The sequence below is a fragment of the Eubacterium album genome (assembly GCF_025336545.1).
In the GTDB taxonomy this organism is placed as follows: domain Bacteria; phylum Bacillota; class Clostridia; order Lachnospirales; family Lachnospiraceae; genus Eubacterium_U; species Eubacterium_U album.
The window spans coordinates 279,082-303,844 of the sequence record NZ_JAODBU010000002.1; the positions used below are offsets into that span (position 1 = coordinate 279,082).

Annotated in this window: 46 protein-coding genes and 1 CRISPR repeat array; all 46 genes read right to left on the reverse strand. The window is 30.3% G+C overall.

What is annotated here, in order from left to right; genetic code table 11:
* Window positions 1-268 precede the first annotated feature (268 nt).
* Window positions 269-559 carry a hypothetical protein gene (locus N5B56_RS01450; protein ID WP_260978187.1) on the reverse strand — a complete coding sequence of 97 codons (291 nt, stop codon included), beginning with the start codon at window positions 557-559 and terminating at the stop codon, window positions 269-271.
* Window positions 546-950: a hypothetical protein gene (locus N5B56_RS01455; RefSeq protein ID WP_260978188.1), complete on the reverse strand. Its 405-nt coding sequence runs from the start codon at window positions 948-950 to the stop codon at window positions 546-548. The genes N5B56_RS01450 and N5B56_RS01455 overlap by 14 nt, the downstream gene beginning before the upstream one ends.
* Before the next feature lie 14 nt (window positions 951-964).
* Complete coding sequence (locus N5B56_RS01460) at window positions 965-1,216, reverse strand: hypothetical protein (protein WP_260978189.1); 252 nt, start codon at window positions 1,214-1,216, stop codon at window positions 965-967.
* The gene (locus tag N5B56_RS01465; protein WP_260978190.1) at window positions 1,217-1,390 is read right to left on the reverse strand and encodes a hypothetical protein; all 174 of its coding nucleotides are present in this window, start codon (window positions 1,388-1,390) and stop codon (window positions 1,217-1,219) included.
* A gap of 51 nt (window positions 1,391-1,441) precedes the next feature.
* Window positions 1,442-2,071: a hypothetical protein gene (locus N5B56_RS01470; protein ID WP_260978191.1), complete on the reverse strand. Its 630-nt coding sequence runs from the start codon at window positions 2,069-2,071 to the stop codon at window positions 1,442-1,444.
* A 542-nt stretch (window positions 2,072-2,613) separates the two neighbouring features.
* Entirely contained in the window at window positions 2,614-2,889 is a 276-nt protein-coding gene (locus N5B56_RS01475) for a hypothetical protein (RefSeq protein WP_260978192.1), read from the reverse strand.
* Between the two features lie 30 nt (window positions 2,890-2,919).
* On the reverse strand, window positions 2,920-3,216 hold the full coding sequence (locus N5B56_RS01480; protein WP_260978193.1) for a hypothetical protein: 297 nt from the start codon (window positions 3,214-3,216) through the stop codon (window positions 2,920-2,922).
* Between the two features lie 29 nt (window positions 3,217-3,245).
* Window positions 3,246-3,443, reverse strand: coding sequence for a hypothetical protein (locus N5B56_RS01485; RefSeq protein ID WP_260978194.1), 198 nt, complete (start codon window positions 3,441-3,443; stop codon window positions 3,246-3,248).
* Window positions 3,444-3,489: 46 nt separating this feature from the next.
* Complete coding sequence (locus N5B56_RS01490) at window positions 3,490-3,708, reverse strand: hypothetical protein (protein ID WP_260978195.1); 219 nt, start codon at window positions 3,706-3,708, stop codon at window positions 3,490-3,492.
* Window positions 3,709-3,720: 12 nt separating this feature from the next.
* The gene (locus N5B56_RS01495) at window positions 3,721-4,194 is read right to left on the reverse strand and encodes a hypothetical protein (RefSeq protein ID WP_260978196.1); all 474 of its coding nucleotides are present in this window, start codon (window positions 4,192-4,194) and stop codon (window positions 3,721-3,723) included.
* Between the two features lie 641 nt (window positions 4,195-4,835).
* Window positions 4,836-5,036: a hypothetical protein gene (locus tag N5B56_RS01500; protein WP_260978197.1), complete on the reverse strand. Its 201-nt coding sequence runs from the start codon at window positions 5,034-5,036 to the stop codon at window positions 4,836-4,838.
* A gap of 56 nt (window positions 5,037-5,092) precedes the next feature.
* Window positions 5,093-5,389 (reverse strand): hypothetical protein, encoded by a 297-nt coding sequence (locus N5B56_RS01505; protein WP_260978198.1) that lies wholly within the window; start codon window positions 5,387-5,389, stop codon window positions 5,093-5,095.
* 48 nt (window positions 5,390-5,437) lie between these two features.
* On the reverse strand, window positions 5,438-5,587 hold the full coding sequence (locus tag N5B56_RS01510) for a hypothetical protein (protein ID WP_260978199.1): 150 nt from the start codon (window positions 5,585-5,587) through the stop codon (window positions 5,438-5,440).
* Window positions 5,588-5,714: 127 nt separating this feature from the next.
* The gene (locus tag N5B56_RS01515; protein WP_260978200.1) at window positions 5,715-6,029 is read right to left on the reverse strand and encodes a hypothetical protein; all 315 of its coding nucleotides are present in this window, start codon (window positions 6,027-6,029) and stop codon (window positions 5,715-5,717) included.
* Window positions 6,030-6,045: 16 nt separating this feature from the next.
* Window positions 6,046-6,429 carry a hypothetical protein gene (locus N5B56_RS01520; protein ID WP_260978201.1) on the reverse strand — a complete coding sequence of 128 codons (384 nt, stop codon included), beginning with the start codon at window positions 6,427-6,429 and terminating at the stop codon, window positions 6,046-6,048.
* Window positions 6,430-6,480: 51 nt separating this feature from the next.
* The gene (locus tag N5B56_RS01525; RefSeq protein WP_260978202.1) at window positions 6,481-6,765 is read right to left on the reverse strand and encodes a hypothetical protein; all 285 of its coding nucleotides are present in this window, start codon (window positions 6,763-6,765) and stop codon (window positions 6,481-6,483) included.
* A gap of 349 nt (window positions 6,766-7,114) precedes the next feature.
* Window positions 7,115-7,387 carry a hypothetical protein gene (locus N5B56_RS01530; protein ID WP_260978203.1) on the reverse strand — a complete coding sequence of 91 codons (273 nt, stop codon included), beginning with the start codon at window positions 7,385-7,387 and terminating at the stop codon, window positions 7,115-7,117.
* Window positions 7,388-7,402: 15 nt separating this feature from the next.
* The gene (locus N5B56_RS01535) at window positions 7,403-8,236 is read right to left on the reverse strand and encodes a hypothetical protein (RefSeq protein ID WP_260978204.1); all 834 of its coding nucleotides are present in this window, start codon (window positions 8,234-8,236) and stop codon (window positions 7,403-7,405) included.
* Window positions 8,237-8,323: 87 nt separating this feature from the next.
* Complete coding sequence (locus N5B56_RS01540; protein WP_260978205.1) at window positions 8,324-8,785, reverse strand: hypothetical protein; 462 nt, start codon at window positions 8,783-8,785, stop codon at window positions 8,324-8,326.
* Between the two features lie 66 nt (window positions 8,786-8,851).
* Window positions 8,852-9,292 (reverse strand): hypothetical protein, encoded by a 441-nt coding sequence (locus N5B56_RS01545; protein ID WP_260978206.1) that lies wholly within the window; start codon window positions 9,290-9,292, stop codon window positions 8,852-8,854.
* Between the two features lie 26 nt (window positions 9,293-9,318).
* Window positions 9,319-9,810 carry a hypothetical protein gene (locus N5B56_RS01550; protein WP_260978207.1) on the reverse strand — a complete coding sequence of 164 codons (492 nt, stop codon included), beginning with the start codon at window positions 9,808-9,810 and terminating at the stop codon, window positions 9,319-9,321.
* A gap of 17 nt (window positions 9,811-9,827) precedes the next feature.
* Window positions 9,828-10,019 carry a hypothetical protein gene (locus N5B56_RS01555; protein WP_260978208.1) on the reverse strand — a complete coding sequence of 64 codons (192 nt, stop codon included), beginning with the start codon at window positions 10,017-10,019 and terminating at the stop codon, window positions 9,828-9,830.
* A gap of 222 nt (window positions 10,020-10,241) precedes the next feature.
* The gene (locus tag N5B56_RS01560) at window positions 10,242-10,496 is read right to left on the reverse strand and encodes a hypothetical protein (RefSeq protein WP_260978209.1); all 255 of its coding nucleotides are present in this window, start codon (window positions 10,494-10,496) and stop codon (window positions 10,242-10,244) included.
* A 293-nt stretch (window positions 10,497-10,789) separates the two neighbouring features.
* On the reverse strand, window positions 10,790-11,113 hold the full coding sequence (locus tag N5B56_RS01565; RefSeq protein ID WP_260978210.1) for a hypothetical protein: 324 nt from the start codon (window positions 11,111-11,113) through the stop codon (window positions 10,790-10,792).
* Between the two features lie 221 nt (window positions 11,114-11,334).
* A CRISPR array of direct repeats spans window positions 11,335-11,742; the repeat unit is 35 nt; unit sequence GTCTACAACAGTAGATATTTATTTTTTTCTTAAAC.
* A gap of 207 nt (window positions 11,743-11,949) precedes the next feature.
* Complete coding sequence (locus N5B56_RS01570; RefSeq protein WP_260978211.1) at window positions 11,950-12,183, reverse strand: hypothetical protein; 234 nt, start codon at window positions 12,181-12,183, stop codon at window positions 11,950-11,952.
* A gap of 17 nt (window positions 12,184-12,200) precedes the next feature.
* The gene (locus N5B56_RS01575; protein ID WP_260978212.1) at window positions 12,201-12,389 is read right to left on the reverse strand and encodes a hypothetical protein; all 189 of its coding nucleotides are present in this window, start codon (window positions 12,387-12,389) and stop codon (window positions 12,201-12,203) included.
* A gap of 36 nt (window positions 12,390-12,425) precedes the next feature.
* Window positions 12,426-12,578: a hypothetical protein gene (locus N5B56_RS01580; protein WP_260978213.1), complete on the reverse strand. Its 153-nt coding sequence runs from the start codon at window positions 12,576-12,578 to the stop codon at window positions 12,426-12,428.
* A 358-nt stretch (window positions 12,579-12,936) separates the two neighbouring features.
* Window positions 12,937-13,878: a hypothetical protein gene (locus N5B56_RS01585; RefSeq protein WP_260978214.1), complete on the reverse strand. Its 942-nt coding sequence runs from the start codon at window positions 13,876-13,878 to the stop codon at window positions 12,937-12,939.
* A gap of 124 nt (window positions 13,879-14,002) precedes the next feature.
* Window positions 14,003-14,341, reverse strand: a complete 339-nt coding sequence (locus N5B56_RS01590) for a hypothetical protein (protein WP_260978215.1) — start codon at window positions 14,339-14,341, stop codon at window positions 14,003-14,005.
* A 13-nt stretch (window positions 14,342-14,354) separates the two neighbouring features.
* Complete coding sequence (locus N5B56_RS01595; protein ID WP_260978216.1) at window positions 14,355-14,885, reverse strand: hypothetical protein; 531 nt, start codon at window positions 14,883-14,885, stop codon at window positions 14,355-14,357.
* Window positions 14,886-15,062: 177 nt separating this feature from the next.
* Window positions 15,063-15,569, reverse strand: coding sequence for a hypothetical protein (locus tag N5B56_RS01600; protein WP_260978217.1), 507 nt, complete (start codon window positions 15,567-15,569; stop codon window positions 15,063-15,065).
* A gap of 89 nt (window positions 15,570-15,658) precedes the next feature.
* Window positions 15,659-15,937, reverse strand: a complete 279-nt coding sequence (locus tag N5B56_RS01605; protein WP_260978218.1) for a hypothetical protein — start codon at window positions 15,935-15,937, stop codon at window positions 15,659-15,661.
* 18 nt (window positions 15,938-15,955) lie between these two features.
* Window positions 15,956-16,447 carry a hypothetical protein gene (locus N5B56_RS01610; RefSeq protein WP_260978219.1) on the reverse strand — a complete coding sequence of 164 codons (492 nt, stop codon included), beginning with the start codon at window positions 16,445-16,447 and terminating at the stop codon, window positions 15,956-15,958.
* Between the two features lie 28 nt (window positions 16,448-16,475).
* Window positions 16,476-16,778, reverse strand: a complete 303-nt coding sequence (locus tag N5B56_RS01615) for a hypothetical protein (RefSeq protein ID WP_260978220.1) — start codon at window positions 16,776-16,778, stop codon at window positions 16,476-16,478.
* A gap of 166 nt (window positions 16,779-16,944) precedes the next feature.
* A complete protein-coding gene (locus tag N5B56_RS01620) occupies window positions 16,945-17,094 on the reverse strand; it encodes a hypothetical protein (protein WP_260978221.1) in 150 nt (49 codons plus the stop codon).
* A gap of 54 nt (window positions 17,095-17,148) precedes the next feature.
* Window positions 17,149-18,852, reverse strand: coding sequence for an Ig-like domain-containing protein (locus N5B56_RS01625; protein WP_260978222.1), 1,704 nt, complete (start codon window positions 18,850-18,852; stop codon window positions 17,149-17,151).
* A 36-nt stretch (window positions 18,853-18,888) separates the two neighbouring features.
* Complete coding sequence (locus tag N5B56_RS01630; protein ID WP_260978223.1) at window positions 18,889-19,215, reverse strand: hypothetical protein; 327 nt, start codon at window positions 19,213-19,215, stop codon at window positions 18,889-18,891.
* A gap of 91 nt (window positions 19,216-19,306) precedes the next feature.
* Window positions 19,307-19,552, reverse strand: coding sequence for a hypothetical protein (locus N5B56_RS01635; protein ID WP_260978224.1), 246 nt, complete (start codon window positions 19,550-19,552; stop codon window positions 19,307-19,309).
* Between the two features lie 139 nt (window positions 19,553-19,691).
* Window positions 19,692-20,087: a hypothetical protein gene (locus N5B56_RS01640; protein ID WP_260978225.1), complete on the reverse strand. Its 396-nt coding sequence runs from the start codon at window positions 20,085-20,087 to the stop codon at window positions 19,692-19,694.
* A gap of 140 nt (window positions 20,088-20,227) precedes the next feature.
* Window positions 20,228-20,704, reverse strand: coding sequence for a hypothetical protein (locus tag N5B56_RS01645; RefSeq protein ID WP_260978226.1), 477 nt, complete (start codon window positions 20,702-20,704; stop codon window positions 20,228-20,230).
* 113 nt (window positions 20,705-20,817) lie between these two features.
* A complete protein-coding gene (locus N5B56_RS01650) occupies window positions 20,818-21,171 on the reverse strand; it encodes a hypothetical protein (RefSeq protein ID WP_260978227.1) in 354 nt (117 codons plus the stop codon).
* A 319-nt stretch (window positions 21,172-21,490) separates the two neighbouring features.
* Window positions 21,491-22,189, reverse strand: coding sequence for a carbohydrate-binding protein (locus N5B56_RS01655; RefSeq protein ID WP_260978228.1), 699 nt, complete (start codon window positions 22,187-22,189; stop codon window positions 21,491-21,493).
* 148 nt (window positions 22,190-22,337) lie between these two features.
* Window positions 22,338-22,589: a hypothetical protein gene (locus tag N5B56_RS01660; protein ID WP_260978229.1), complete on the reverse strand. Its 252-nt coding sequence runs from the start codon at window positions 22,587-22,589 to the stop codon at window positions 22,338-22,340.
* Window positions 22,590-22,606: 17 nt separating this feature from the next.
* Window positions 22,607-23,704: a ComEC/Rec2 family competence protein gene (locus N5B56_RS01665; RefSeq protein ID WP_260978230.1), complete on the reverse strand. Its 1,098-nt coding sequence runs from the start codon at window positions 23,702-23,704 to the stop codon at window positions 22,607-22,609.
* 108 nt (window positions 23,705-23,812) lie between these two features.
* Window positions 23,813-24,304, reverse strand: coding sequence for a hypothetical protein (locus N5B56_RS01670; protein WP_260978231.1), 492 nt, complete (start codon window positions 24,302-24,304; stop codon window positions 23,813-23,815).
* A gap of 45 nt (window positions 24,305-24,349) precedes the next feature.
* Window positions 24,350-24,742 carry a hypothetical protein gene (locus N5B56_RS01675; RefSeq protein WP_260978232.1) on the reverse strand — a complete coding sequence of 131 codons (393 nt, stop codon included), beginning with the start codon at window positions 24,740-24,742 and terminating at the stop codon, window positions 24,350-24,352.
* Window positions 24,743-24,763: the final 21 nt, after the last annotated feature.

Genomic DNA, 24,763 nt, shown 5'->3' on the forward strand with positions numbered 1-24,763 from the left:
ATTTACAGAGCATCTTATTGTGATTTTAAAACATCAACATAATATTGATATTCTATTGCAAATATACCATTTTCTTCTGCTGCCTGCTCACTTTTTAAAATATTGAAAATCATGTCTATTGTCATGTCAAGAGAATAGTTTTCCCAATCATCATATATATACTTTCATCTAGTCACCTCGTATTTTTTCTATAAGTTGTCATTAGTTTCTTCTGAAAACTATTACTACATGACAGACAATCTTTTTTTATCTCTTCCATATATCTGTCTCACTCTCTAAACCAATTATTTTCTTCACAACAATTAATAATATCATTAATTATATTTTGTGTATCCTGTGTTTCACTTGTTTCTGTGTCAAACTCCATTTCTTCTGTTGCATACTTTGCAAAACGTTTGGAAACTTCAATCAAAATGCCGCTATTTTCCTCTTTTAACATTTTTCCAATTTTTGAGTGTGCAATTTCTTCACTCATACATACAAATATAACAGCATTTTTATGTGTAAATGCACAGTCCTTTGCAAATCTTGTTAATTCTGATTTTTTAATTTTTTCCATCAATATCCTCCTTTGGTATTAAATAAAAGTCATTATTAACTTCAGAAATATGTTCGTCACTCCATACAGGAGATTGTTCTTGTGCCACCGAATTTTGATACCAGTCTTGAAGAAAACCTTCATCCACTGCTTTTTCTCTTATAAAATTCTCTAGTGTTTCTTTATTTATCTTTTCTATACATTCTGAATCGAACCAATACCAACCAAATTGACTATGTTTATTGTATTTTCCATCAACAATAATTCCAACACTATTTCCTGATATAGCTGCAATTTTTCCTTCTAAGCCAATTAACTCAGGGTATTCACTCTCAGGAGATAATTGCCTTTTTGGTATAGAAATTATTTTTACTTTTCCCGGATAAATAAATTGTTCTATTTTTCTTTTCATAATTTTCTCCTTTTTTAATCTTCTGCACCCAATCTTGCAACAAGTTCTCTTCCTATAGCAAGACGAATATCATCTTCATTATAATATTCTTCATCAGCAGATGTTTCAAGCACATTTTTTATTACTGCATCTATAAGTGTTTCATCTGAAGTATAATCATATTGATTAAGAATTTTGTTTATATATTCTGAGCTTATTACTCTGTTCATTATATTAACAATATCATTCTCCAATCCTTTTCTTTGTTCTTCTGTAATTTTTCTCATTTAATTCCTTTCCTGCCCTAAATCCGGTTCAAGGCATCTACAATTTTTCTTTATTTCTTCTGAATTTTTGTTATATATCGTCTCGTACAATGGATAATTTCTCGAAACAAAGTATACTTTCTGATGACATAATCCGTCATCATTAAACTTGCATTCTTTCCAACCGCATTTCATAATACTAATTTCTCCTTTATTAAAATTTTTATTTACTTATAACATTTAAAATTAAGACATTAATAAATAACTATAATCATCTTCTATAAATGCCTCAATTTCATCCATTGTCATAAGTGTAGCCATATTATTGATTTCTTTAATATTATTTTCTGTATATTTTATTGTTTCTTCATCTATATGCTCATAAGGCTTATGCCAATCCGGACGCTGTTCATTTTCACAATTCCATTTCATATAATGTTCACCATTCATAGGTTCACCTTCATTAAAGAAACTCATAAAACAATATTTAATTCCATTATCAGTAACATCAATAAAAAGTTGCCCATCATTATTATCCTGATTGAATAAATATTGTAAATCTCCGTCAAAATAATCCTCAATCTCTTTAACAATATCAGAACTAAAAATAATGTCCTTCATATCAAAATTTGTTTCGCAAAACCGTTTTAATTTTTCGAGCTTTTCTTTTTCACCAAAGTTCCATTTATATTTCATAAATTCATCCTGAATTTCCTCTATGACATATCTTGCACGGCTTATCATTCTTTCTCCATAATTCCATCCAAAACGTCTTGCAATTAAACCTTTATAATTACGTGTTTTTGGATTTGCTGTTGCTGAACCACTTACATAGTTCACATTATATCTAATATATATCTGGCTTCTCTGTCCCATAATATTTTCCTCACTTTCTTAATCAAATTATTACTATTTTATATCTAACATCTTCTTATTTTAAAAAGAAATTTTATGCATAAGTAGTAATTTGTTTATTTCTTTTTTGTTTTTGCATAAGTAAAAAGTGTCTGTGTCTGTTCTGCAATAATTCTTATAATAATTCTTTTTTATACTTGACATACTTTCTTTTGGATTTATTCCATAAATTATATGTCTTAGCATATAAATACCTTTTAATTTGTTTATAACTACGCAGTACATATCGCTTCCTCCATTCTTAAAAATTTTCCAAATAAAAAAAGGCTGATGTCTGCAAGTTAGTCTTTCGACTTGTGCTAATGCAAACATCAATCTTTGATTATAATGTATATTTTTTTTAATTTTTGTCAATTCTTTATTTTGATTTACATTTTTCCATTGCATATTTTAATGCGCCATTTGTTAAATCAAATAAGTTAAATCTACCTTTGTTCATTTGCACATATTCTGAACAAAATTTTCGTGTCCTATTAAAAGGACAGCAAATTTCCGTTTCATTATCAGCTTTTCCAAACGAATTTATCAAGCTCATTCCTATTTGTTTCCATCCATTCTCTATATGGTCTCAATTCTGGGCAAAAAAACATATCTCTATCAAAATCCATTTCATTTTTATTAAGTCCTTCTGGTAAATCTAAACCAAAGTAAAATTTTCTTGTATCTTCATACCAGTTGAACTTCTGGTCTGGATATAAATTTGCTAAAGCGATTCTATAATGCTTATAATAATAAATTAAGCGTAATACTCCCAAAATTCTTGCATTCAATTTAATCATATTAACTCTCCTTATCTAAATCGCCGTTTCCTATGCTTTCTTTTCAAAATAATACTTAACAATTTTCTTAAAATCTTTATTACTTGCATAAGCAACTCTAGGCTTACTTCCATCTGAATTAAACTCAGTTACACTTAAAATTGCATATCCCTGTACTGTTAATGTAGCAAGATATACAAGTAAATTCAATTTATATCCAAGGCTGTCAAATTGGATTTCTTTTCTTAGCTTCTGTACTTCTTTATCATAATTATCATCTACTTCAATAATGTGTGCAGAAGCATATGTATTAACTTTATACAATCTATTGTTAATTTTTCTTACCATATCATTTCCTCACTTTCTTAATCAAAAAATCATCGTTTCATGTCCAAATTTATTTTAATCATTTCCATTGCGTTTTCTTTGATTTCATTACGCACCTTTTGTAATTTATCCCATGTCATTCCTTCATTCATACAACAATCGCTCCAATTACAGCACATGTATTCTGTAACTGTATCAATAATATTCATAATTTGTTCGTCTGATATTGCGTCCGATGGATATTTCATCATATTCCTCCATTCTAAAGTCCAAAGGAAACTCTTGTTTACTTGCCTATTCTACATTCCATTTCACTTCATAACCAGTAATTTTCTTTCCAAAATCACGAGCATGTACAGTTACAGCCCCGCAATTATTACACCATAAAGCAAAGCTATTAACTCCTGCACCCATATGAATTGGACCAGCCTGCCTCATTTTTGAGCCACACCAGATACAAGTACATTCGTTTGGTATTTTTACTCCATTGTTTATAACATTTTTAATTTCCATTATCATTACTCCTTATGCAATCTTTGTAATTTCCATGTAGCAACCATCCATAGCCTTGTCATATTGTCTAATATCATAAAGCCATTTAAACGGTATTTTAACTGTTCCTTCTGCTTTTAATTTTTCTATTATTTTATCAATGCTAAAATATCCTTGCATGAATCCATAACCTGATAAATACTGTTGTCTGTTTAATTCACACAATCTGTCGTAATATTTAATGGTATTTTTCTGTAATAATTTAACGTATCTATCAGATAATCCATAATTTTCTTCCGGGTTGTCATCACTATACTCTGACGTAATAAATGAATTTCCACGGAACAATTCAAGCTGCCACATAACCTCACGCATATTATATAGTGTTCTTGAAATACCGTTAATTGCAATCATATAATCGTTTCGTGTTCCCGGTTTCCAATTCTTTCTACTGCATCTTCCACACTTGTATGTATCTGCGTTAATTATCATTTTGTATTTTGCCATTTTTACCTCCTAAAATAATTTTTTGTAATAAAAAAAGACTGCTGTCTGCTAGTGGCTTTATTAAAGCCGGGGTGCCTAAGCAAACATCAATCTTTACATAAAATATATAATATTTTTTTAGTTTGTCAAGATATTCATTTTTTTTCTTAAACAATGCTAAATAATGGTTTGTAATCATTGTCTACAACAGTAGATATTTATTTTTTTCTTAAACCCTTAGAGCATACGAAACATCAGAAGGTCTACAACAGTAGATATTTATTTTTTTCTTAAACACAGTCCTCAAATACATCATGGTAACAGTCTACAACAGTAGATATTTATTTTTTTTCTTAAACAAATGAAAAATACGAGAAGTTCAATTAGTCTACAACAGTAGATATTTATTTTTTTCTTAAACTTTAAATTGAAGGGGGGTGTTTATTATGGTCTACAACAGTAGATATTCTTTTAATTATTTAAGCCTCGTATTACCAAGAAGTCCGTGTGTATCTACATGAGTAGATATTATTTTTATTCATTAATAATATTATTATATACAATCTCTCTTTAACTTGTCATCATAAAAATAAAATTAAGCCGGGATGAATTAAAATTTTCCCGGCTCATATTCTCAGTTTTTAAAATTCTTAGTACATTCATTATTCTATTATTCCATATCTTTTTTTAATTTCCAATCTTCTTTTATGCATTTTCTTGGCATTTTCCTGATTTTCTACGTCATATCCGTTAGATATAAATGCACAATATGCATGTGAAAGATTATAGTCGTTGTAATTTAAGTATGTTTCAAACCACAGCTCTTTTTCTTGGTTATAATCATATTTTTCTACTTTTATCATATTATTCCTTTCTTAGTAAAAAAGAGCTGCAACTGCAGCCCTTTTTTGAATTTCACTTAATCTAATAAATCCATTATACTTTCGGAATTTTTCTCCGTAATCATTTCTAATTCTGATTTTATTACATTTGCACCTCTTTGCTCCACTATCTTTGCAATGCTACAATTATTGAGCTGACCATACTGACTTAAATCTCTCGCAATGACCATATCACTATACAATCTATGATAAATTGGATTATCTTTACAGTCGTGTCTTATTGCAAATAGTGCATTGCAAATTTTTACCAACTCTTCAGAACTCAAAGTTACATTTACTTCATTGTTTTTCTTGGAAATATTTTCAATTTTCATTTTCTTCTCCTTTTGTGTTTCTTATTTTCTTGATTTTTTGTTTTATAATTACCAATTAGGTTCTTCATCGGTTAATCCTAAGTAAAAATCTGAATGAAATTTATCGTCAAAATGCTTCTGAAAAGTGTCTATAAAAACGCTCTGCTTCTTCCTTATTAACTTTTCCCATTCTCCAAAAAATGTTTTTATTTCTAACATCTTTAACTTTCTTTCTAAATTTCATAATGATAAAAGGTAGTCAGTTGTATTCTCTGGTTGCCTTTGTGATTGGTTACTATTTTTGTAATTTTTACTTTTATTCTATGCTGTCAATTCTATTTTTTCACTATAAATTTTTTTCTTTTAATTTTTCATCAATAACAGGTATCAATAGCTTTACTGTACTTACCATATGCATATTTGTTGGTGCAGCAACGGTTTTATAAAGCATGTCACAGTACACATCTCCTGCTGATTTTCCTCTTGCATAAGTTTCAATTCGTTCTTTTCCCTTATTTGCAAGAGAGGACTCTTTGCAAATGTCTGCAATCTGATGTATAAGTTCAATTGACCTTTCCGTGAATTTGATTCTGTTATTTTCATCTTCCACAGGCTCATCCAGTAATTCAATTACCAATTCGTAAAAATCTTTTTTCATCATCTGTTTTCTCCTTCCTCTAATTTTCTGCTAACTTGGCATGGTGCCATGAGTAATAATCATCTTCACCTTCTGATGTGAATGATGTACAGCCACCAAACCATGCACATACCTCTCCTTTTTCGTATTTGGCAAAATGTGCTTTAGCCCATGGGTCACTGGTTCTATCTCTTACATAAATCGGCGTATCGACTTTAACCTTGCTCCAATCTACTTGCTCAAGGTGTTCAGATTGCAGCCAGTCCCTAGCATTTACTTCGCACTCTCCTGCTAAATTTTCAAACAAGCAGTCGACACAATTTGTATCTGAGCATCTCACAACTTGCAGGCTTTCCTTGTCAACTGCAACTACACTTTCTAATATTGAATCTAATGCATTTTTGTAAAATTCTTTGTTTGTCATGTTACTCTCCTTCTAACTCATTCCAATCAATCTTCTTTGTAAATTTTAGTTTCATTCGGCTAATACAGATGCATAATAATCTAACTCAGTTTCATCTAATCCATGTTCTTCAGCAGATTCAACGTCTTTCAGAATATTAAAAATCATATCTATTGTCATATCTAATGTATATGATTCCCAATATTCTTCTTTTGTTAAATTATCATCTTCTGAACCGAGAAAATAAAATGCGTTATCACCAATTCTACAGCAAATGCCAATACATCCTGCATATTCTTCTTCGATTGAAACAGTTCCAGATTCAAAACCATTTCTAATCATTTCTCTTGTAATCATGTCCTATCCTCCAATCTTCAAATGAAACACGTATTTACAATCTTCTTTGTAAATCTTAGTTTCATTTTAATTCATCTTTGTATTTTTCTTTCGCTTCTTTGATTGTTGATTATTTCTATAATCTCATCATGTAACCCTTTACATATTAACTCTTTAAATGTCATTGTCTTTTTCCTTTCTTAATATCTATTTTTTTTCAACAAAAAAGACTGATGTCTGCTACGGGCTTAATTATTAAGCCTTACGGGTGCTTATAGCAAACATCAATCTTTGTTTAAAATATATATTATTTTCTCAATTTGTCAATAAAAAAAGAGCCACATTGTGGCTCTCTTATTTTTTTAACTTTTTAGTCAAAGATTTCAATAACATCTCCCACGTTAGAATTCTCAAAAACACCATCACTAAGCTGTCCCTCTAACTCTTTTTCGCAAAGTTTTGCGGTATTTCTAGTAATTCTAATCACACTGTATTCATTTGTGCCAGTTACATCAAAATTTTCAACAGAAATTATTCGTCTTCCATCCTTTTCATTAGAGAAGTCATACTGACATGACTTTTGAAAAGAAACCTTTTGCCTATGTTCATTCAATCCATATACTTTCCATGCTCTTGTTACCATATTACTTCCTCCTACTTATTTATTAATGCATTTTTCAGCAAAATATTTTTCAGCAAACTCTGCAAGCATTGATGCTCTGTCAGCCCAAATTTTATCTCTTTTGTAACACTCAGCAGCTATTGATTTAAAACTGTTTACGCTTTCAGCAAACGCATATGGGTATGCTTCATAAAGTTCAGGCAGACTTGTTTTTACCTTTCCATCATCAGATTTAAAAAATGTCACTGATTTTCCTGACATTCCAAATCCATTAATTGAAAAGTAATCTCCGGGCTTTGATATATCTGCATTATCATAGAGAATTGCGCTTTTTACACGTATATCTCCATATATCTTTGCAAACCCAAAAATTTCTGAATTCTCAATATGAGTATTACCGCAAATTCTTGTGTCGCCATAGAGAATACTTTCTTTTACATATGCATGTCCATAAATCTTGCTTCTACCAGAAACACTACTGTTTTTCACATATGCATCTCCTTCCACTATGCCAAATTCGAAAATACTGCTATTTCCACAAACCACAGCATTGCCACGTATTTTTGAGCTACCATGCACAGAAGCTCTATCGCATACTTCGGCATTTTCACATACAATCGCATCACCGCTTATTATGCCACCACCATATACTTTAGCTTTGCCATATACACATGAATCATTATCAACCCAACAGCTACCTTTATGGCTTAAGTTTTCTTCGCTTTCAATCCAACCACCAAGCTCACCAGACTCAACTTCCGGTTCTTCGTCTTCGCCATTTATGTATATATCCTTTACAGCCTTAATCTGATACAAAGTATGCCCATCAATTTCTTTTGTGTTTTCTGTTAATATATATTTTCTTTTCATGTTTCACCTCATTAAAAATTATTTTCTTGATAAACTTTCTTTTAAATAAAAAGGGCTGCTGTGAAGGCAGTCCTTTTTGATGTAGTTTTATATGTTCTTTGCAAAGTCATCAACCACGAAAATGTATTCTCCATTAATCAATACATCGCAAATATCAATTAATTCCTTTTCAGTTAATTCAAAAATATCGTGGTCTTCTTCTGAACAATTCTTGTTGATAAACGATAGAAAGGTTTCATACGACTTGTCAGAGAAACCATCCTCATTGTCTATCACTGTTAGATTGTTATAACCATCACTTGTTGTAATGGCTACATACAATGATTTCTTACGTAATTCATTAACTGAACCATTCAAATCACCTTCACCAATAACGTCTAAAATATCCAGCCTACAATTTTCCCTGTTCAATGCAAGCTGAATACTATAACTTTCTGCATTTTCCATCCATCCAATAAATAACATTTCTCCGTTGCAAATTTTAATTGCAATTACATTATCTTTATTTGGTTTTGTTTTTACAAAACATTCATCACTAATTCTCTTCATATTTACCTGCCTTTCTCTAAAACTTTGTAATGTAATAATTTCCTCCAATCTTTGCTTGAAACACACTTATTCTACAACTTTTACTTGACCGTTTTCATCAAGATAAAATTCATCCATTAAGTCTAACTCAAGTAAAATCAATAACTTTTCATTAGCAGTCAACATATCTGCAATGTCCGACTGAAGTGCTTTGCTCCATGTCATTTTTTCTTTTTCTTTTTCTTTAATAAAAGTTTTCACAACATTTTCTCTTATTGAATCCTCTGTGAAATATTCTGACTTATCAGCAAGTTTTGAATTAAACAACACTTCTTGACAACTTGGGCAATACCCTGTCTTAAAGAACTCTCTGCCAAACTTGTCAGATAATGTTAGCTTTTTTTGAATTGAATCACCGTAGCATACATAGCTGGCATACTGATTGTATTCTTCTCTTGTTAACTTTTTGAAAGTGTCTTTTTTACACATAGGACAAGTTCTTTCAACCAAATATTGATATTTTTTCATATTTTTTCACCTTTTTTTTGCTTATTTTATACTTCCATGACACCATCGAGTTCTAAAAAACTGACCTTCCAATCATCCGGAAATGCTTCATCAACCAACTGCTCAACAGTCCACACCGGAACAGCATTGGTAATGTCTTCCAACTCTTCAATCGAGTCAAATCCATCTGCTTTCATTTTCTCAACTGAACTATATCCATAAGCTCTGTATGAGTTTTTGAAGTCACTTATTTTTTCTCTTATGTCCTGCTCAGTTATTTCACTGTTCTCTACTAACAAGATGCCGTATTCAACATCTGAATCTGAACATTCCACTAATTTGAATATTGCAAATGGTCCTTTTCCTTCTTTCTTTTCGGTCTGACACAAGATTTCATCTTTCCCATTTTTAACAACTCCTGTGACTGTTACCTTCATGTTGTCTTCTATTTCTTTCTTTTTTTGCAATGCCTCTTCATAAGTATTGAACTTATGATACTCTGAGGCACTACTTGTAACTATAAACTCATCATATTTCATTTTTCTCTCTCCTTATCTTAGATTTCATCAATTTCAATATCAAAAAGTTCCTCTTCATAATTGCAGCCATTTGCTTTCCAACCATCCATAAATGATTCTTTGTCAAGTCTAGCTTCTTCCTCTGCTTCCTCATAACTCTCATAAACATAATCGTGGTCTGAACTGTCTCTGAGAATTCCTCCGTCATACGATATGATGTACTTGTACATATCACTATTCCTCCTTATTTCCATTTTTTAGTACAATGCTTTAAATTAATGTTCATGTAATAAAAAAAGACTGATGTCTGCTAATTAGCTTTCGCTTGTGCTTTTAGCAAAAATCAATCTTTGCTTAAAATATATACGTTTTTAAGAGTTTGTCAATAACAACAATTCTAAAGCTGCTAAAAAAAAGTCCTCTAGCCAAAGCTAGAAGACTTTTATTTTATTCTATTGTTTATTTACTTTTTCAACTTGATATACACTATCAATACTTGCATATCCTATTGCTGTTTCTATTTCCCATCCCGGTTCATCTGAATCACAATTCCAAAAGGCAGGATTAATGACTACTGTATCAGTGAATTCAGCACTTTCAGGCAAATTCATTGATACACAAACTGTTACTTTATCACCTGCTTTAAGTTTTTTTAGTTCATCTTCATTCAACATCTTAAAATGATATTTATTTGTGGAAAACTCCATCTTTATCACTCCTATTCTATTTTCTCAATGTCGGAATATTTAACAGCAGTATAATCTATGTGATAATTACTATAATTTCCATATCCGTAGAATTTACTACTTCTTCCGGTTACATTTTCGATTTCGGCTGTACTTTCAGTTCCGTTCTCCCACCGTCTAAGGTCCTCGTTTTTATCTATCAGAATAAATTTTACGATTGCTTCCTTTACTTCCTCCGGTGTACCTCTGAGGCGATATAAGTCTATTCCATCACCTTCTGAAGAACAAACACTTATTATCCATCATCTACATTCTTATCCATAATATGGCGCCTTTACTGTTAACAATAATCCTTTAAGATTCTTTTGTGAATTATCCCTAGAAAACATATTATCATTACATGAGTAAAATTTATTTGTTTCTACTGCGTCAAACATATACATATGTTTTCTTATAGCTTCATTTACTTCATTCAATGCATCAACATCGGTAAAATTATACATATCTTCAAGTCTGGTGTTTAAACAAAAACCTGCCATTACATGCCCATTATAAAAATAAATAGGCTTATTATAATTACCATGATAACTTACAAAATCTACAAATCCACTTATGTTAGGAATATAAAACATATCCATATTCATACCTCTCTTTCTCATAATACTTTATTTTTTTTGCAAATAAAAAAAGACTGATGTCTGCTGTTAGCTTGCTTGTGCTTTTAGCAAAAATCAATCTTTGTCTAAAATATATATTATTTTTTTCATTTGTCAATATTGAATTTATATGATATATCGGTCAATGATAGTTTCATTTAATTTTATCTGAATTTATAGAATAACAAAACTCAGTCTGTGATGTCTACAAAAGTAGATATTTATTTTTTTCTTAAACCAATGCAGTCAGCATTCAAATTGTATTTGTCTACAACAGTAGATATTTATTTTTTTCTTAAACATTAACAGCAGTTTGCTTAGATATTGAGTCTACAACAGTAGATATTTATTTTTTTCTTAAACATGCCAATAAGTGTAAAATGGATGACGGTCTACAACAGTAGATATTTATTCTTTTTCTTAAACAAGGAGAATCCAAATGATGAAATTTAGTCTACAACAGTAGATATTTATTCTTTTCTTAAACAGGCATTATAAAAATCCATTATTCATGGTCTACAACAGTAGATATTTATTTTTTTCTTAAACTAAAAAATAAAACAATATGTTGTATAAGTCTACAACAGTAGATATTTATTTTTTTCTTAAACCCTTAATTAGTCATTATGTACAAAAATATTAAAACAATTATTTTAATTTACCTAGGTTTTTGTTGATTTTAATGAGCTTACTACAAAAATCAAGGTTTTATGTTCTATAAGGACTAAGGTTTGCACTTATGTTTTTATTATACACTATTTTCGTTGTTTTTGTCATCATAAAAAAAGAGTTGCATTGGCAACCCTTTTTCTTTCTGATTAGATTTCACACAGGCGAAAATCGTATTCTCCGTTATCTTTTGGAAATCTTACCATAACAACATCAAGCTCATTTTCTAAAATTTCACTCATTTCTGTTACATCGTGATTCCACTGTTCTAATTCCATATCTTCAACTTCATTTAATGTTGGATGCTTGCTAGGTTTTCTACCTGTTACCATTTTTATGTATTCTGCACTTTCATAGCAGTGAATTGTTTTAATATTACTCATTTTTACTAATCCTTTCTTTATAAAACTTCAAATTTGCACCAACCAAACTCGAAAACCTTTCCGGTTTCCAATTTGCCGGGGTTATCATACTTATCAAATCCAATTAACATAGGACAACATATACCTACATTTTCTTCTACTTTATAGATTTTATTTACCACAAAATTTGTGTTTCCATGTTTATTTTCTATACATTTACATTGCATAAAATCTCTCCTTTATATAAATCATTTTCTTGATTTTTATTCTAAAATTTCAAATTCTGTACTATTGCAAGCCGGGCATTCATCTTCACCATATTCATTTTCTGAAGTACAATCGGTATCATATCCCTGCCATCCACAATTTTTACATAATATTTTTCTCTTGTTTTCTTTTCTATCTGTTATTTTCATTTTTATTTTTACTCCTTTTCTTTTTTTAAAATAAAAAGACTGATGTCTGCTAATTAGCTTATACTTGTGCTTTTAGCATCCATCAATCTTATTTATATAATATATATGCAAATTTTTATGTGTCAATATTTTTCTCATAAATAGTAGGTCTCTTAAATTTTCTGCAATAGTAGCTGTTTATATTTAAAATGAATTCCTACGATTTGGTCTATAATAGTAGATATTTTCGTTCTATAAAGAACAAGGTTATCACTTGTGTTTTTATTATATACTATTTTTTGCTTTTTTGTCATCATAAAAAATAAGCCAGATAAAAATTTAGTTTTAACTAAAAAATTATCTGACTTACACTTTATCTCTATATAGAGAATTTCTCTAATATTGTTACTGCATTCTTTTCTATTACAAAATTATTTTTTTTTGCAAATTCTTTGATTTTATCAGCATTGCTTTCATCAACTACTACTATTGCTCCAAAGCCATTCCATTTTGCATTGTTTATCAGCATGGCTTGATTATATAATGATGAATTACTGACACCCCATACTATTTCTATTCGACTATCTCCAAATGGAATAATTCTTCTTGACATATCTTTGCCAAATTTGCCTGATATTGCATTTTTGCAAATTTCTTCATCTTCAATATTTATAATAAAACCACTGTTTAGTAACAAATGACCTACCTCAGCCGCTCTGTCCTCAAATTTGCCTGTATATTTACTGAGATGTTTGTACCAACATTTATAATCCTGACTCCACTGATAGTCTTTATTTCGTACAATATCAATGAAGTCTTTGTCTTTCTTATACTTTAAGCATACGCATTTATCTTCCTCATATATTTCCACTATACCATCGTGAAGTATTTTTTTTGGCTCGATTGAACTATTATTTAATTTTATTGTTTTCTGCTTTTCTTCGTCCATTTTATTGTGATAAGCAAGTACAAAATCTTTATCCTTGAACTTATTTCTATAATCTATCCAAAATTTTGCTTCCGTATTTTCTTTTATTATTTCACCTATCCACGAATACTCATTCTTCCATTGATTATAAAAATCCATTCTGATACTATTAGCCCATTGAATCTGTTTTAAAGAGCCTGACAATTTAGGAAAACCATTTTTTTCAGATTCTTTGAATGATTTTTTTATTTTTTCCACTATTTTCTTTTTCTTACATTCCGGGCAATCTTCTTCAAACATTCTATCTATTTTCCATTGTCGCTCACTCATTTTACCTGTCACATATACATTTCCTGAATGTCCGCAAGCGAAAACTCCTTCGTATTTAGCCATATTTTCTTTCCTCCTTATTTTCCAACCAACAAAAGCTCAATCCCACATAATTATGCGAGTTTGAGCTTTTCCGTTCTGGTTGTATTCATGTATTATTTTATCATAATTTTACACTCAAACAAAACTATTTTCTTACAAAATTTTCGACTATTTTACCGTCCATTTTGGCAACTGAATATATTACATCTTCTACGTAATAATTTTCATCTTCTACGTCTACTGTATTTACATCAACTTCGTCTGGTAAAAGCGTCTTTGACACAACTACATATGTATTATCAACACCATCTTCTACATATTTTTTTGCATCTTTTATTACCTCGTCTTTTTCCTTAAGTCTTTTGTAATACTGACCTTCATCGTAATAGCCATATTTTTTGTCATAAACCTTGTTGTAACTTTCAAACTCTTTATTTTCTCTTTCTAATAAAACTCCTTCATCTACTAATAACGCTATTAACATATCTTTCTCCTTTTTATCTAATACAAATGCAAATTCTTGCCATTTTATTATTTTCCAATGCCTCAACTACCTGTTTTTCATCAGAAACTTTAGACTCAACAATGTGATATACAATATTTTTGAGATAATTTTCTCGTAAATATTCTTCAAATTCATCAGGTGTCATAATCAATGGTTTTATTGACAAACCTTTATATACCTCCACACTTTCTACTAAACTTACTGATACTGAATATTTTGAACATAGTTTTTTCCATGTTATGGCTTTTTTCTTCATTCTTAGTAAATGCTCACCATAATCGTACTCTGTGCAATATCTGCTTCCTATTTTCATAGTAAATCCATCAGATTCCTTGTAAGGCTTACTGTTTTTCTTAAACGATTCTGCATAATCGTGAAATTCACTTTCCGTAAAAACTCTGCCATGCCAATCATCAGGTCTTCTTCCCTCATTATCATTATTGCATCCTGATAAATCAAAATGAATTAATCTGCCATCTTCCAGTTTTACTATTTTAGTTTTAAAAATAATTGGATAACCCATAATTTCCTCCTTATAAAAAATTTCATTTTCTTAATAAAAAAAGACTGATGTCTGCAATTTAGCATTACACTTCGTGCCGTTGCATACATCAATCTTTGACTATAATGTATATGATTTCTTAATTTTGTCAATAAAAAATACCGGGAAAAGCTCATGCTTTTAACCCGGTATAGCATTCTAATCTTTAACTATTTCAAAGTCCTCTTCTGTAACAATTCCATTCAAAATTGAATATTTTAATTCGTTGAAAGCCAATTCTTTAGCAAGTCCTTCTATATCCACATCTTCAGGATTGATTTTAGTAACATCAGCTTCAAAATTAAAATTAAATTCAACATTAATTTTTTCTTCTTCACCTTCATTGTTAACTATGTCGTCGTATTCTTCTTTAGTTAATCCCGTCATCCTACATACACGCTCAATAAACGTTTCATCCTGAAGACTATCATATTTTTCAAGACTATCTTCAAACCAACTTACAATTAAGTTATAGAATATATTTTTCTGTCTTGCTTCCATTTTATTTTTCCTCCTATTATTTACATTTACTTCATCCAGTTTAATCCATTCACTCCACGCTTCATCCAACATCTGCTGCGTAGCCTTATAATTGTTTTTCTGAATTTTAGCAAAAAGCCTGTCTAATACACCAAATCCTTCGTTTGCATTAATTAATTTCTCCATGTTTTTATTTTCCTTTCCATAAAATAAAAAGAATTGACGTTAAGATTTTTAACATCAATTCTTTTCTTTAATCTATGACATAATACATATCATATTTCTTCATTATTGTAAGCATAATCGTAATGACCATATACTAAATTACCATTTATCACATCTCTTGTTTTATTTTTCCAGTCGTTTCTAAAAGATTTTGCCTGTTGTTTTGGAGTTAATGAAGAATCTCCATACTCCATGTTTTCCGCTTCAATTTCCTTAGATATTTTCATCATAAGTTTAGTCTGCGAAGTTCCTATAAATAACAGGCGCATACTAGAGTTTGACTTCCATTCGTCACAACTACATAAATAATAAACCTGAGTCTTAGCCATCGTTTCTTCCTCCGCTATTTATTTAATTAATTCTTCTTGTATTCTTAAATCATCTAATTTTTCCAAAGTGTCTACATATAAACATATAGAAGTTGATTCTAACATTAGCCATACTACTTCTCTTCCACTCTTACACATGTTAAGTGTAATAGTATCATTTTCAAGCCATGATGCTATTTTTTCTTCAGTAGGCTCATATCCCGACAACTTGACAGCCTGAGTCAAAGCGGCTATTTCATCATCTGTGAGTACATAACCATCCAATTTCCCATATTTCTTTTTTACGTAAATGTTTTGTTCCTCATTTCCTATTATGGTTGCAAATTTGTTCATTACCAAATGTGCAAAAGCGTTTTTACATTTGCTGCACAAGAAAAATGTTTTCTCATCAAATTTTTCCTGATTGCTATTTGTACATATATATGGCAATGTTGTTGGTGTTAGTGAATCATTTTCTCCTACTTTTCTTCTGCATATAGAACAGTCAATTATATTTTTGTTTTCTTCCATAATTTATTTTATCCTTTCAAATTAAGATTTATTTAAGAAAAGAATCTATAAGTCCACAGACAACATATCCGAGGTCAATGTTTATGTATTCATTGAATTCGTTTAAGTCATCCCATTCATCTTCTTCAGGAATTTTTGCTCCAAGTATTCTCCAGACATCATCTTCATTTCCTCCGTTATCTAGGATTCTATGTAGTGTATCTTCGAGCGCACCCGAAATATCATCACTGTCTTTATTGATAATACATTCTCTTGTAGCCAATCCATCAGAAGTTACATGATACTTTGCAATTACTTCATTTTCTTCAACTAAGTCTTCCAAATTAATCATATATGTTGCTCCTTTCTGACATTTTTAATAAAAAAATTGATGTCTGCTATTGGCTCTACCCGCCTGTGCTAATGCATACATCAATTCTTGCTTAGAATATATATTAATTTTCGTTTTTGTCAATAAAAACTTGTAAGTAAAAAGGCATCTTATAAGATGCCTTTACTTACTCCTTTTCATCTTCCTTGTTGTCCCATTCGACAACCCAATTGTCTATAACACCCATATAATCAGGCAATGGTCTGCATGTTACTTTTCCATTAACTTTCTTTGCATACTCATTTGCCTGATATTCTGTTTCAAAACATCTAAACATATCAATAGAACCTCCTAATTTATGGGTTATTATATCACATGTTCTTTTCTTAAACTATCGTGTTTTTATTTTCTTGACTTTTGAAAACTTACTATACATATTTGAATTATTAACTTTTGCATACGCCTTTATGCGTATATAATACGTTTTATTCTTTTTTAAGAACAAATCAACTGTTTTCTTGTTCACAGCAGCAGTTACCTTTTTCGGCTTTTTATTTTTACCGACATATATAAGATAGCCAGCATATGTAGTACCACTAATTTTTATTGTGTACTTACTCTTATTCTTTTTAACAGACTTAATTTTTGGAGTCTTAATTTTAAAATTAACAAGGTTTGATTCTTCTGACATATCAGAATTACCTATTGTTCCCGTCAGAGGCGTTGTAACAATCTTGTAAATATACTTCTTATTGTATACTGCTCCCTTATCTGTAAAATTATTAACGGCTGTAATTCCAATCTGTTTGTAATCACTATTTTCTGATGCTCTGTATACTACATAAGCAGACGCTCCGTTTACTGCATTCCATGTTACTTTAATACTGTTCTTTCCTGCTATCGCTTTTACTCCATCCGGTGCCTGAGCTTTTATGTATTTAGTTCCATCAGGTCCAACTATTGTGCTTGGTTTTGATGAATTTATATTATCTCCGGGTTTTACTATCTCTGCGTTAGGATTATCAACTACTTCTGTTGTATCATATCCCTTAACCGTATATGTTGCTACAGATTTGCTTTTATCTGTAGTTCTTACAGTAATTATTGCATCTCCCTCGTTTTTAACGGTTACAACACCGTTTTCATCCACTATTGCAACTCTTGTATTTGAAGATTCCCATTCATATGAAGTTGTCGCTCCATCTTTGTTAACTTCAAGAATAGGCTGCTGCTGATAAGTTTCTCCTACCTTAACATTAACTTTGGTTTCTGTAAAAGATACTCCTTTTATTTTATTTTTAACAGTAACATTAAAACTTGTCTGCAATGTTGGACTGTTAAGGTACGTAAGTCCATCATACTCATAGAATCCATTTACTTTATTAAGTACATATCCTTTATAACTTTCATTGTAAGTTACATTAACTGTAGCTGTTCCTTCGTTTTGAGCTATAAGTATTCCATTATTAATTGCTACAACATCCGGATTGCTTGATTCTACAGTCGCTTTAGTTAAATCTACTGCTCCATCATAAGTACCATTAAAATATGTGCTTGCATACATGCCCTGCAGATTTAAACCGACAGTTTCATCGCTGTACATGTTAACATCATCTCTTTTAATTTCACATAAAGGATTTCTAACATGTAAATTTAATTTTCTATATAAAGTAACATTATTATTCATAAGTTTAATCGTAATAGTAGTGTCTAGCGGAGCATAATTGTAACTGCAGCTTAATATAATTCGTATTTCCTGGGGTGCATCACGCAATTCATCTCGCAGTTTATAAGCTGAAAAATCAAAATGTATTCTTTTATCATCAGGTATTATCTTTAAATATAAATCTTTTAAATCCATACGATTTGGATTTACGTCTCCATTTGCTCTACATTCCAATGATAAAATCTGCTTATTTGTCATGTATATATCATTACCAATCGTTGTGTTTATATCTGTAACATCTATTACTTTACTATCAACTTCTTTTACTACAACATCATTTCCTGCTGCGTTTACTTTATATGCTGAAAGTGAAGAAAACGCACAGGCGATTGCCAATACTAAACAAATCATTTTCTTTAAAAATTTCATTTCTTATTCCCTCCAATTCTCTTGAATTACTTTATATTAAATTCCTAATTTTCTTCTGATATAATCCCATGTTGATTCTGGAATCGTTAAATTATAACTATTCTGATTACAACTTTCATCATAAAAACACTTTTTTAGAATCCAAATGATGAAATATATTGTTAAAAGTACGAAAAATATTTCTTCAACCACTTTAATTATTGCTACCTCATTCGTAAATAGTTCTATATTCCCTGAAAAAAACATTAACATAAGGGTTAATCCACATGAATCCACAAAACAATTTACTATTGTCTTAATAAATTTATGGATGACATTTGTTTCTAAACCTCTTTTTACAAATTCATAAATTTTTACTCTCATATATACTCCTTTCATACTTATATGCAGTTGGGAAATGTATCTGCTCATCCCACTTAGCCTAACGAAGCCGAATCGTGGACTGCATTGTATTTTATAGTCCTAATAATTTTGCCTTTAATCTAAGTGCAGTACCTTCAGGTACTACAATCTTTGAACCATTTGAAATAATTCCTACTGAACATTTTGCATTTTCTCCTCTACCATTATTTGTTCCTGAAGGCACAGCTTTATATACTGCTGCTCCCGTTGTTAAATTTGTCGGTGGCATATAATAATCCAACCATTGGTCTGCCATTGTTCCACCTACTGAATTAATTGCTGCTTTAATAAATCCCATTTCTTGCTCCTTTTTTATAAAATTTAATATAATATACACGTTATTTGACGGCGTTTCAATGACCTTTATAGTGGCAAGAAAATGGCACACTTTTATTTATAAAAAAAGAGAACAGGCAAAACCTGTTCCCTTATCATTTCTATTTATTTTTAGCAGCATTAAATCCTCTCGTATAAGCTGTGTTATATAAATCTTTGAAAAAATCTGAATTCATTTTCACCGCTTTTTTGTTTTTTTGAATAGTTTGCAAAGCAAATCTAAGCCCTTTCTCATATGAAGTCATTGGTAATGCTTCAATGCCTCTTCTTGTTTTCTCAATTTCCTCAATAATTTCCATCTCGCTACCGTTTTCGGCAATTGCTAATTCTATATCATTACCATGTAATTGCATTTTAGCTTCATTAATTACATCACATAAGTACGACTCGGGAAGTTCATCTAAATGAACTCTTTTCGTTAATGTTTCTATAACATATCTGGCATCTTGTTTTACATTAGCCTTATATACAGAATCTTTACAATTTTTTTCTTTCATGCATTATTTCCTTTTCATTTCTATTTTATAATTATCACTAAAATCATCTATTCTAATTTTTATTGTAACAAATATGTTTTTAAATTCTTTCGTAAAAATAAATAAAAAAAGACACACCATTTTGGTGTGTCTTAATTTCATTATTTTCTTAATTTCTTTGCAATTTTTATAATCTCTTCATATGTATAAAATTTTTCAGAGAATATAGGTGTCATACCGTAATCTCTTGCTAATGAATTGCATAAGAAAATCTGTCTGTTGATTGTATCTACAATTTTTTGTATTGAATCCTGTTGACTCTTTTCCATTTCCCAATCTGGTCCATAACTTGTCTGCTTTGAGAATAGTTTGTATTCATCATACAGAGCTGTTACATGAAGAACATCTTCAAACATTTTTCTTATGTTATACATAAGTGATACATCTGCATCTTCAGCAAGAAAATAAAACATATTAATTTTCATACGGATACTATTCTTTCCGTCCACATAATCATTTATTGCTTTAAGTGTAAATATATCATTTTCTTCGGATTTTAATTTTCCCTCCTTAATGTCTTTTTGTAATGTCTTACCTGAGATACCAAGCATAGACCTTACCTGTTCCTTAGTGTACATGGTTTTTATTTCCTTCCTTTTTGTTTTAATTATAACATAAAAAAAGTGGAGTTTTTTAATTCTCCACCTTTTTTGTTCATTCTTTTTAAGGATTTGAAAAATGCATTCAATACTTACGAGAAGTACTCTTCTACAATCTGAAGTGCATAATCATCAAGTTTATGCTCATCTTCAAATATAGCTTTAACATTGTATTTTACGCAAATTCTTGTTAATGCTGAAACTGTAACTTTCCAAGAATTCAAGAAAATTTCTCTTCTTAAAAGATAAGTTTCCTTTGCATAACGATACTGGGATGCATCTGAAAAATCTGCAACCTGTACTTTGAATTCACACTTAATTACATTTGCCACATAATCCGGTGCTGCATCTAATAACTGATTAACAAATTCATAAACTTCATTTGCGTTGCTACCTTCTGTTTCTTTGATTGCTTCGTAAAGCAATTCTATTTTTTCTTTTATCATAGTAATCACCATTCAGGGATTCGTAAACCCCTGCCTTTCTTAATGAATTGCAAGGGTATTCGTAAACCCCTAAACTTATACTTCTATTTAATCATAAAAAGAGATACCAACTTAAGTTAGTATCTCATTCTATGTAACATAAATTTATTCTATTATCTAAATCATAAAAGAATATGCACTAGCTTGTGCTATTCTGTATTTTCCACTTAGCTTTAGTGGTGTGCTTCAATGCTTAAATCAATCTATCTGCTTAGAATATACACCATAATTTTTTTTAGTCAAGAAGAAATTTTAAATTTTTTTAATTTTTTTAATTTTTTTAATTTGCCTCTCCTATCAGTTTCCATACACCAAAATTTCCGCTTGTTTCAGGATTTTCTCCAAGTGTCTGCCATTTTGCCTGATATACTTTTCCATTATATATAACTCTGTTTCCACCTGTGTATGTTGTATCTTTATTCCACTGTGGATATTCTGAACCAATTGTTGTTGGAGGTACTGTAGTTGTTTCATCTGATACCTTTTTAAAGATTATTTCAATATCTTCAGTTCCATAATAATCATTAAACTTCAACTGATAATATCCATCCGCTCCCATTATTACATCATATAATTTTACATATGCTCCGTCTTGTGGTTCAAGACTGCTTCCATTAAATAGTATGTCCCTCAGAGGTCCTGCAATATTTGTCATTGGAACATATATGTAATCATTTTCACGTTTAACCTCTAATACCTTTCCCTCTCCTTTAATTACTTTATATTTCACATTATCTGAATTAGCGACATTAAGCCAATCCGTTTCTCCCTCATACTTGTCCTTAATGTTATCAGCGTATGATTTTGTCGTTGTTTCTGTTTCATTTTCTACCGTTTGATTTTCTCCAAGGTAATTATCCACAATTTTATTCATTGCTCCTTCAATCTTGTTTCCTACAGGTGAAACCCATGCCAATATAATAAAAGCAACCATAATCGTTAAAACAACTATGGCTAATTCATTTACTAGATTTCTCATTACTCAATGTACTCCTTTCGCTTTACTTTAAAATTTAATACAATATACACGCAATACAAAAGCATTTCAATAGTTAATTTTTTGCCAAAATAAAAACCATGCTATACGCATGGTCTCTATTTTCCTCTGAGGGTACTATGATATATTTTTATCTTCCATTCATTTTTTCCTGAATCTCAAATGCTGAGAATGATATTCCAAAATCACTACAACCGTCAGGAAACATTTTTTTAGTTTCATCTATTGACATTCCGTAGATGTCGCCTTTTCCATCCGTTCTATCTCCTGAACCTGCACATACATTTCCCATATTAAATTCGCAATTATCACAAGTTGGAGAAAGCGTTTTGTCTCCCGGATTTGCTTTCATTTTCTTCAAATATTCCTTATCATATTTCATTTTCATTTTCTCCATTTCTAATGACAAAAACTACATGGTGTGTAACCTTTATTCTTTGCATCTGTCAAACTAATACTAATTTTGCTGCTGCTTAAGTATCTGCATCCTGCTTCGTGATACTTAGAACCTGTATTTGTTATGTATACCGTTGTTGATGATGTTGTACTACTGCTTGTTGTAGTACTTGAATATTTTGCCGAATTGCTACTTGAACTACTTGATTTACTTGTACTTGATGACTTTGTACTTGTTTTACTTGATTTATTTGTGTTTGCAACCGTAGTAGATACTTTTAACTTATCTCCGTTTGAAGTTACAACAACAGTTCCGTCTTCATCCGTTCTGTATACCTTATCAGAAAATTTCTTTATTCTCTTTAGAGCATATTTTTCAGGATGTCCGTAACTATTATTTTTACCAACGCTTATAACGGAAATTTTAGGGCTTGCTTTTTTCAAAAACAATGCTGCAGAGCTGTAACCGCTTCCATGATGTGACACTTTTAAAACATCAATGTTTGTGTCATATTCTTCTGTAATTGTGTTTTCTAACTTAGCGCTTGCATCGCCCGTAAACAGGAATGAATTTTTCTTATTTTTTAACAAGATAATGATACTAGAATCATTTGTATCATCCGCTTTTGCGTCTGCTGAAAGCACATCACCTTTTAATTTTCCAAACGGAATTTTGTCGCTTTTTGTGACTTTTTTTATTTTTGCATTGAAATTGTCAGCCGCATTTAAAACTTCGTAATATTCCCTTGTTTTTGCTCTCTTATCGGTCATATACACCGTTTTAACATTGTAATCCCTGATTACCAAATCTGCTCCTCCAATATGGTCCGAATCGGGATGTGTTAAAATTAATGACGAAATTTTTTTGACACCTATTTTCTTAAGATAATCCTTTAAGTCTAAGTAATTACTTTCCTTTCCGGTATCAATCAATGAGTATGAATGACCATACTGTACCAAAGTAGCATCACCCTGCCCTACGTCAACAAAGTGAACCTTTAGTTTTGCTGCTGCATCAACGTTATTTGTGTTTCCCAAAGATACAAATAATGCCATCATCATCATTGCAATGACATATTTAAGATTTTTGATTTTTTTCATTTAAAATATAATACCTCCTTATTCCTTTTATGTCTTATTTTATTACACTATTTTATTTTCTTCAATATTTTACTTTTTTCATTTCAATCATTATTGCAAATCAATCTTTTAATCATTTATCACGGTGTTTTCTGGAACATAAAATTCAACTTTATCCTCATCCGGTAATTCTACAAAAAAGAGCCAACTATAACTTTTATATTTTAAAACCCTTTTATATATTTTAACCTTTGGTTCACAATTTTCTTCTTTGATGAACACATTAGTAGTTTTAGTTTCTTTAACTTGTTTTCCGTTTGAAGTACCAACAACATATCTATACTTTAGTTCGTTATTTATGTATCCGGAATAAAGATAATGAGTTCCTTGATTAGAAGATGTATCATTAAGAGCATATATCTTTTTTTCAATAACTTCAGTTTCTACCGGGGCTATATTTGCCATAAGAGGTGTTAACAAAGGTGTAAACATTTCTGATATACCAAGGCTAAGTCCCGCAAAAATGGTCCCAAGCAAGATAGCTTCAAACCAACCACCACAAGAACCAACCTTTTTTCCTATTAACAACCCAATAATTCCACATATACTAACAATTAACATTATTCATATTCTCCTTTGTTATTTTCGAACTCTTTTATTTTTTTCCTAATTTTCTTCATATATATTCTTAATTTCATACTTAATCTCTTTATCTTTGTATGTTATTTTTTTCATCATTGCTTTTACATTTTGTCCTTTTTTATCTTTAAATTGTTTATATGTGTCATAATTATCAATTTTGTGTTCTTTTCCCTTGTATTTAACAACTATATTGTAATGTGTAGTACTAGGAGTACGTACAAGTGCTTTTCCAACAAGAGTCATTGTGCCACCGGTTGTATTTTCATAAGAATCTACAATTTGAACTGTATCAACAATATTCTCTTTTGATGTTATGTTTTTATTACTAATAAAATTTGGTATGTTAAAAATAATAATTGCAGCAAAAAAAGAAAATACCATAACACCGAATAAATAATTTTCCATAAAAGACTTCATCTTATTTCTCCTTTCCATTTA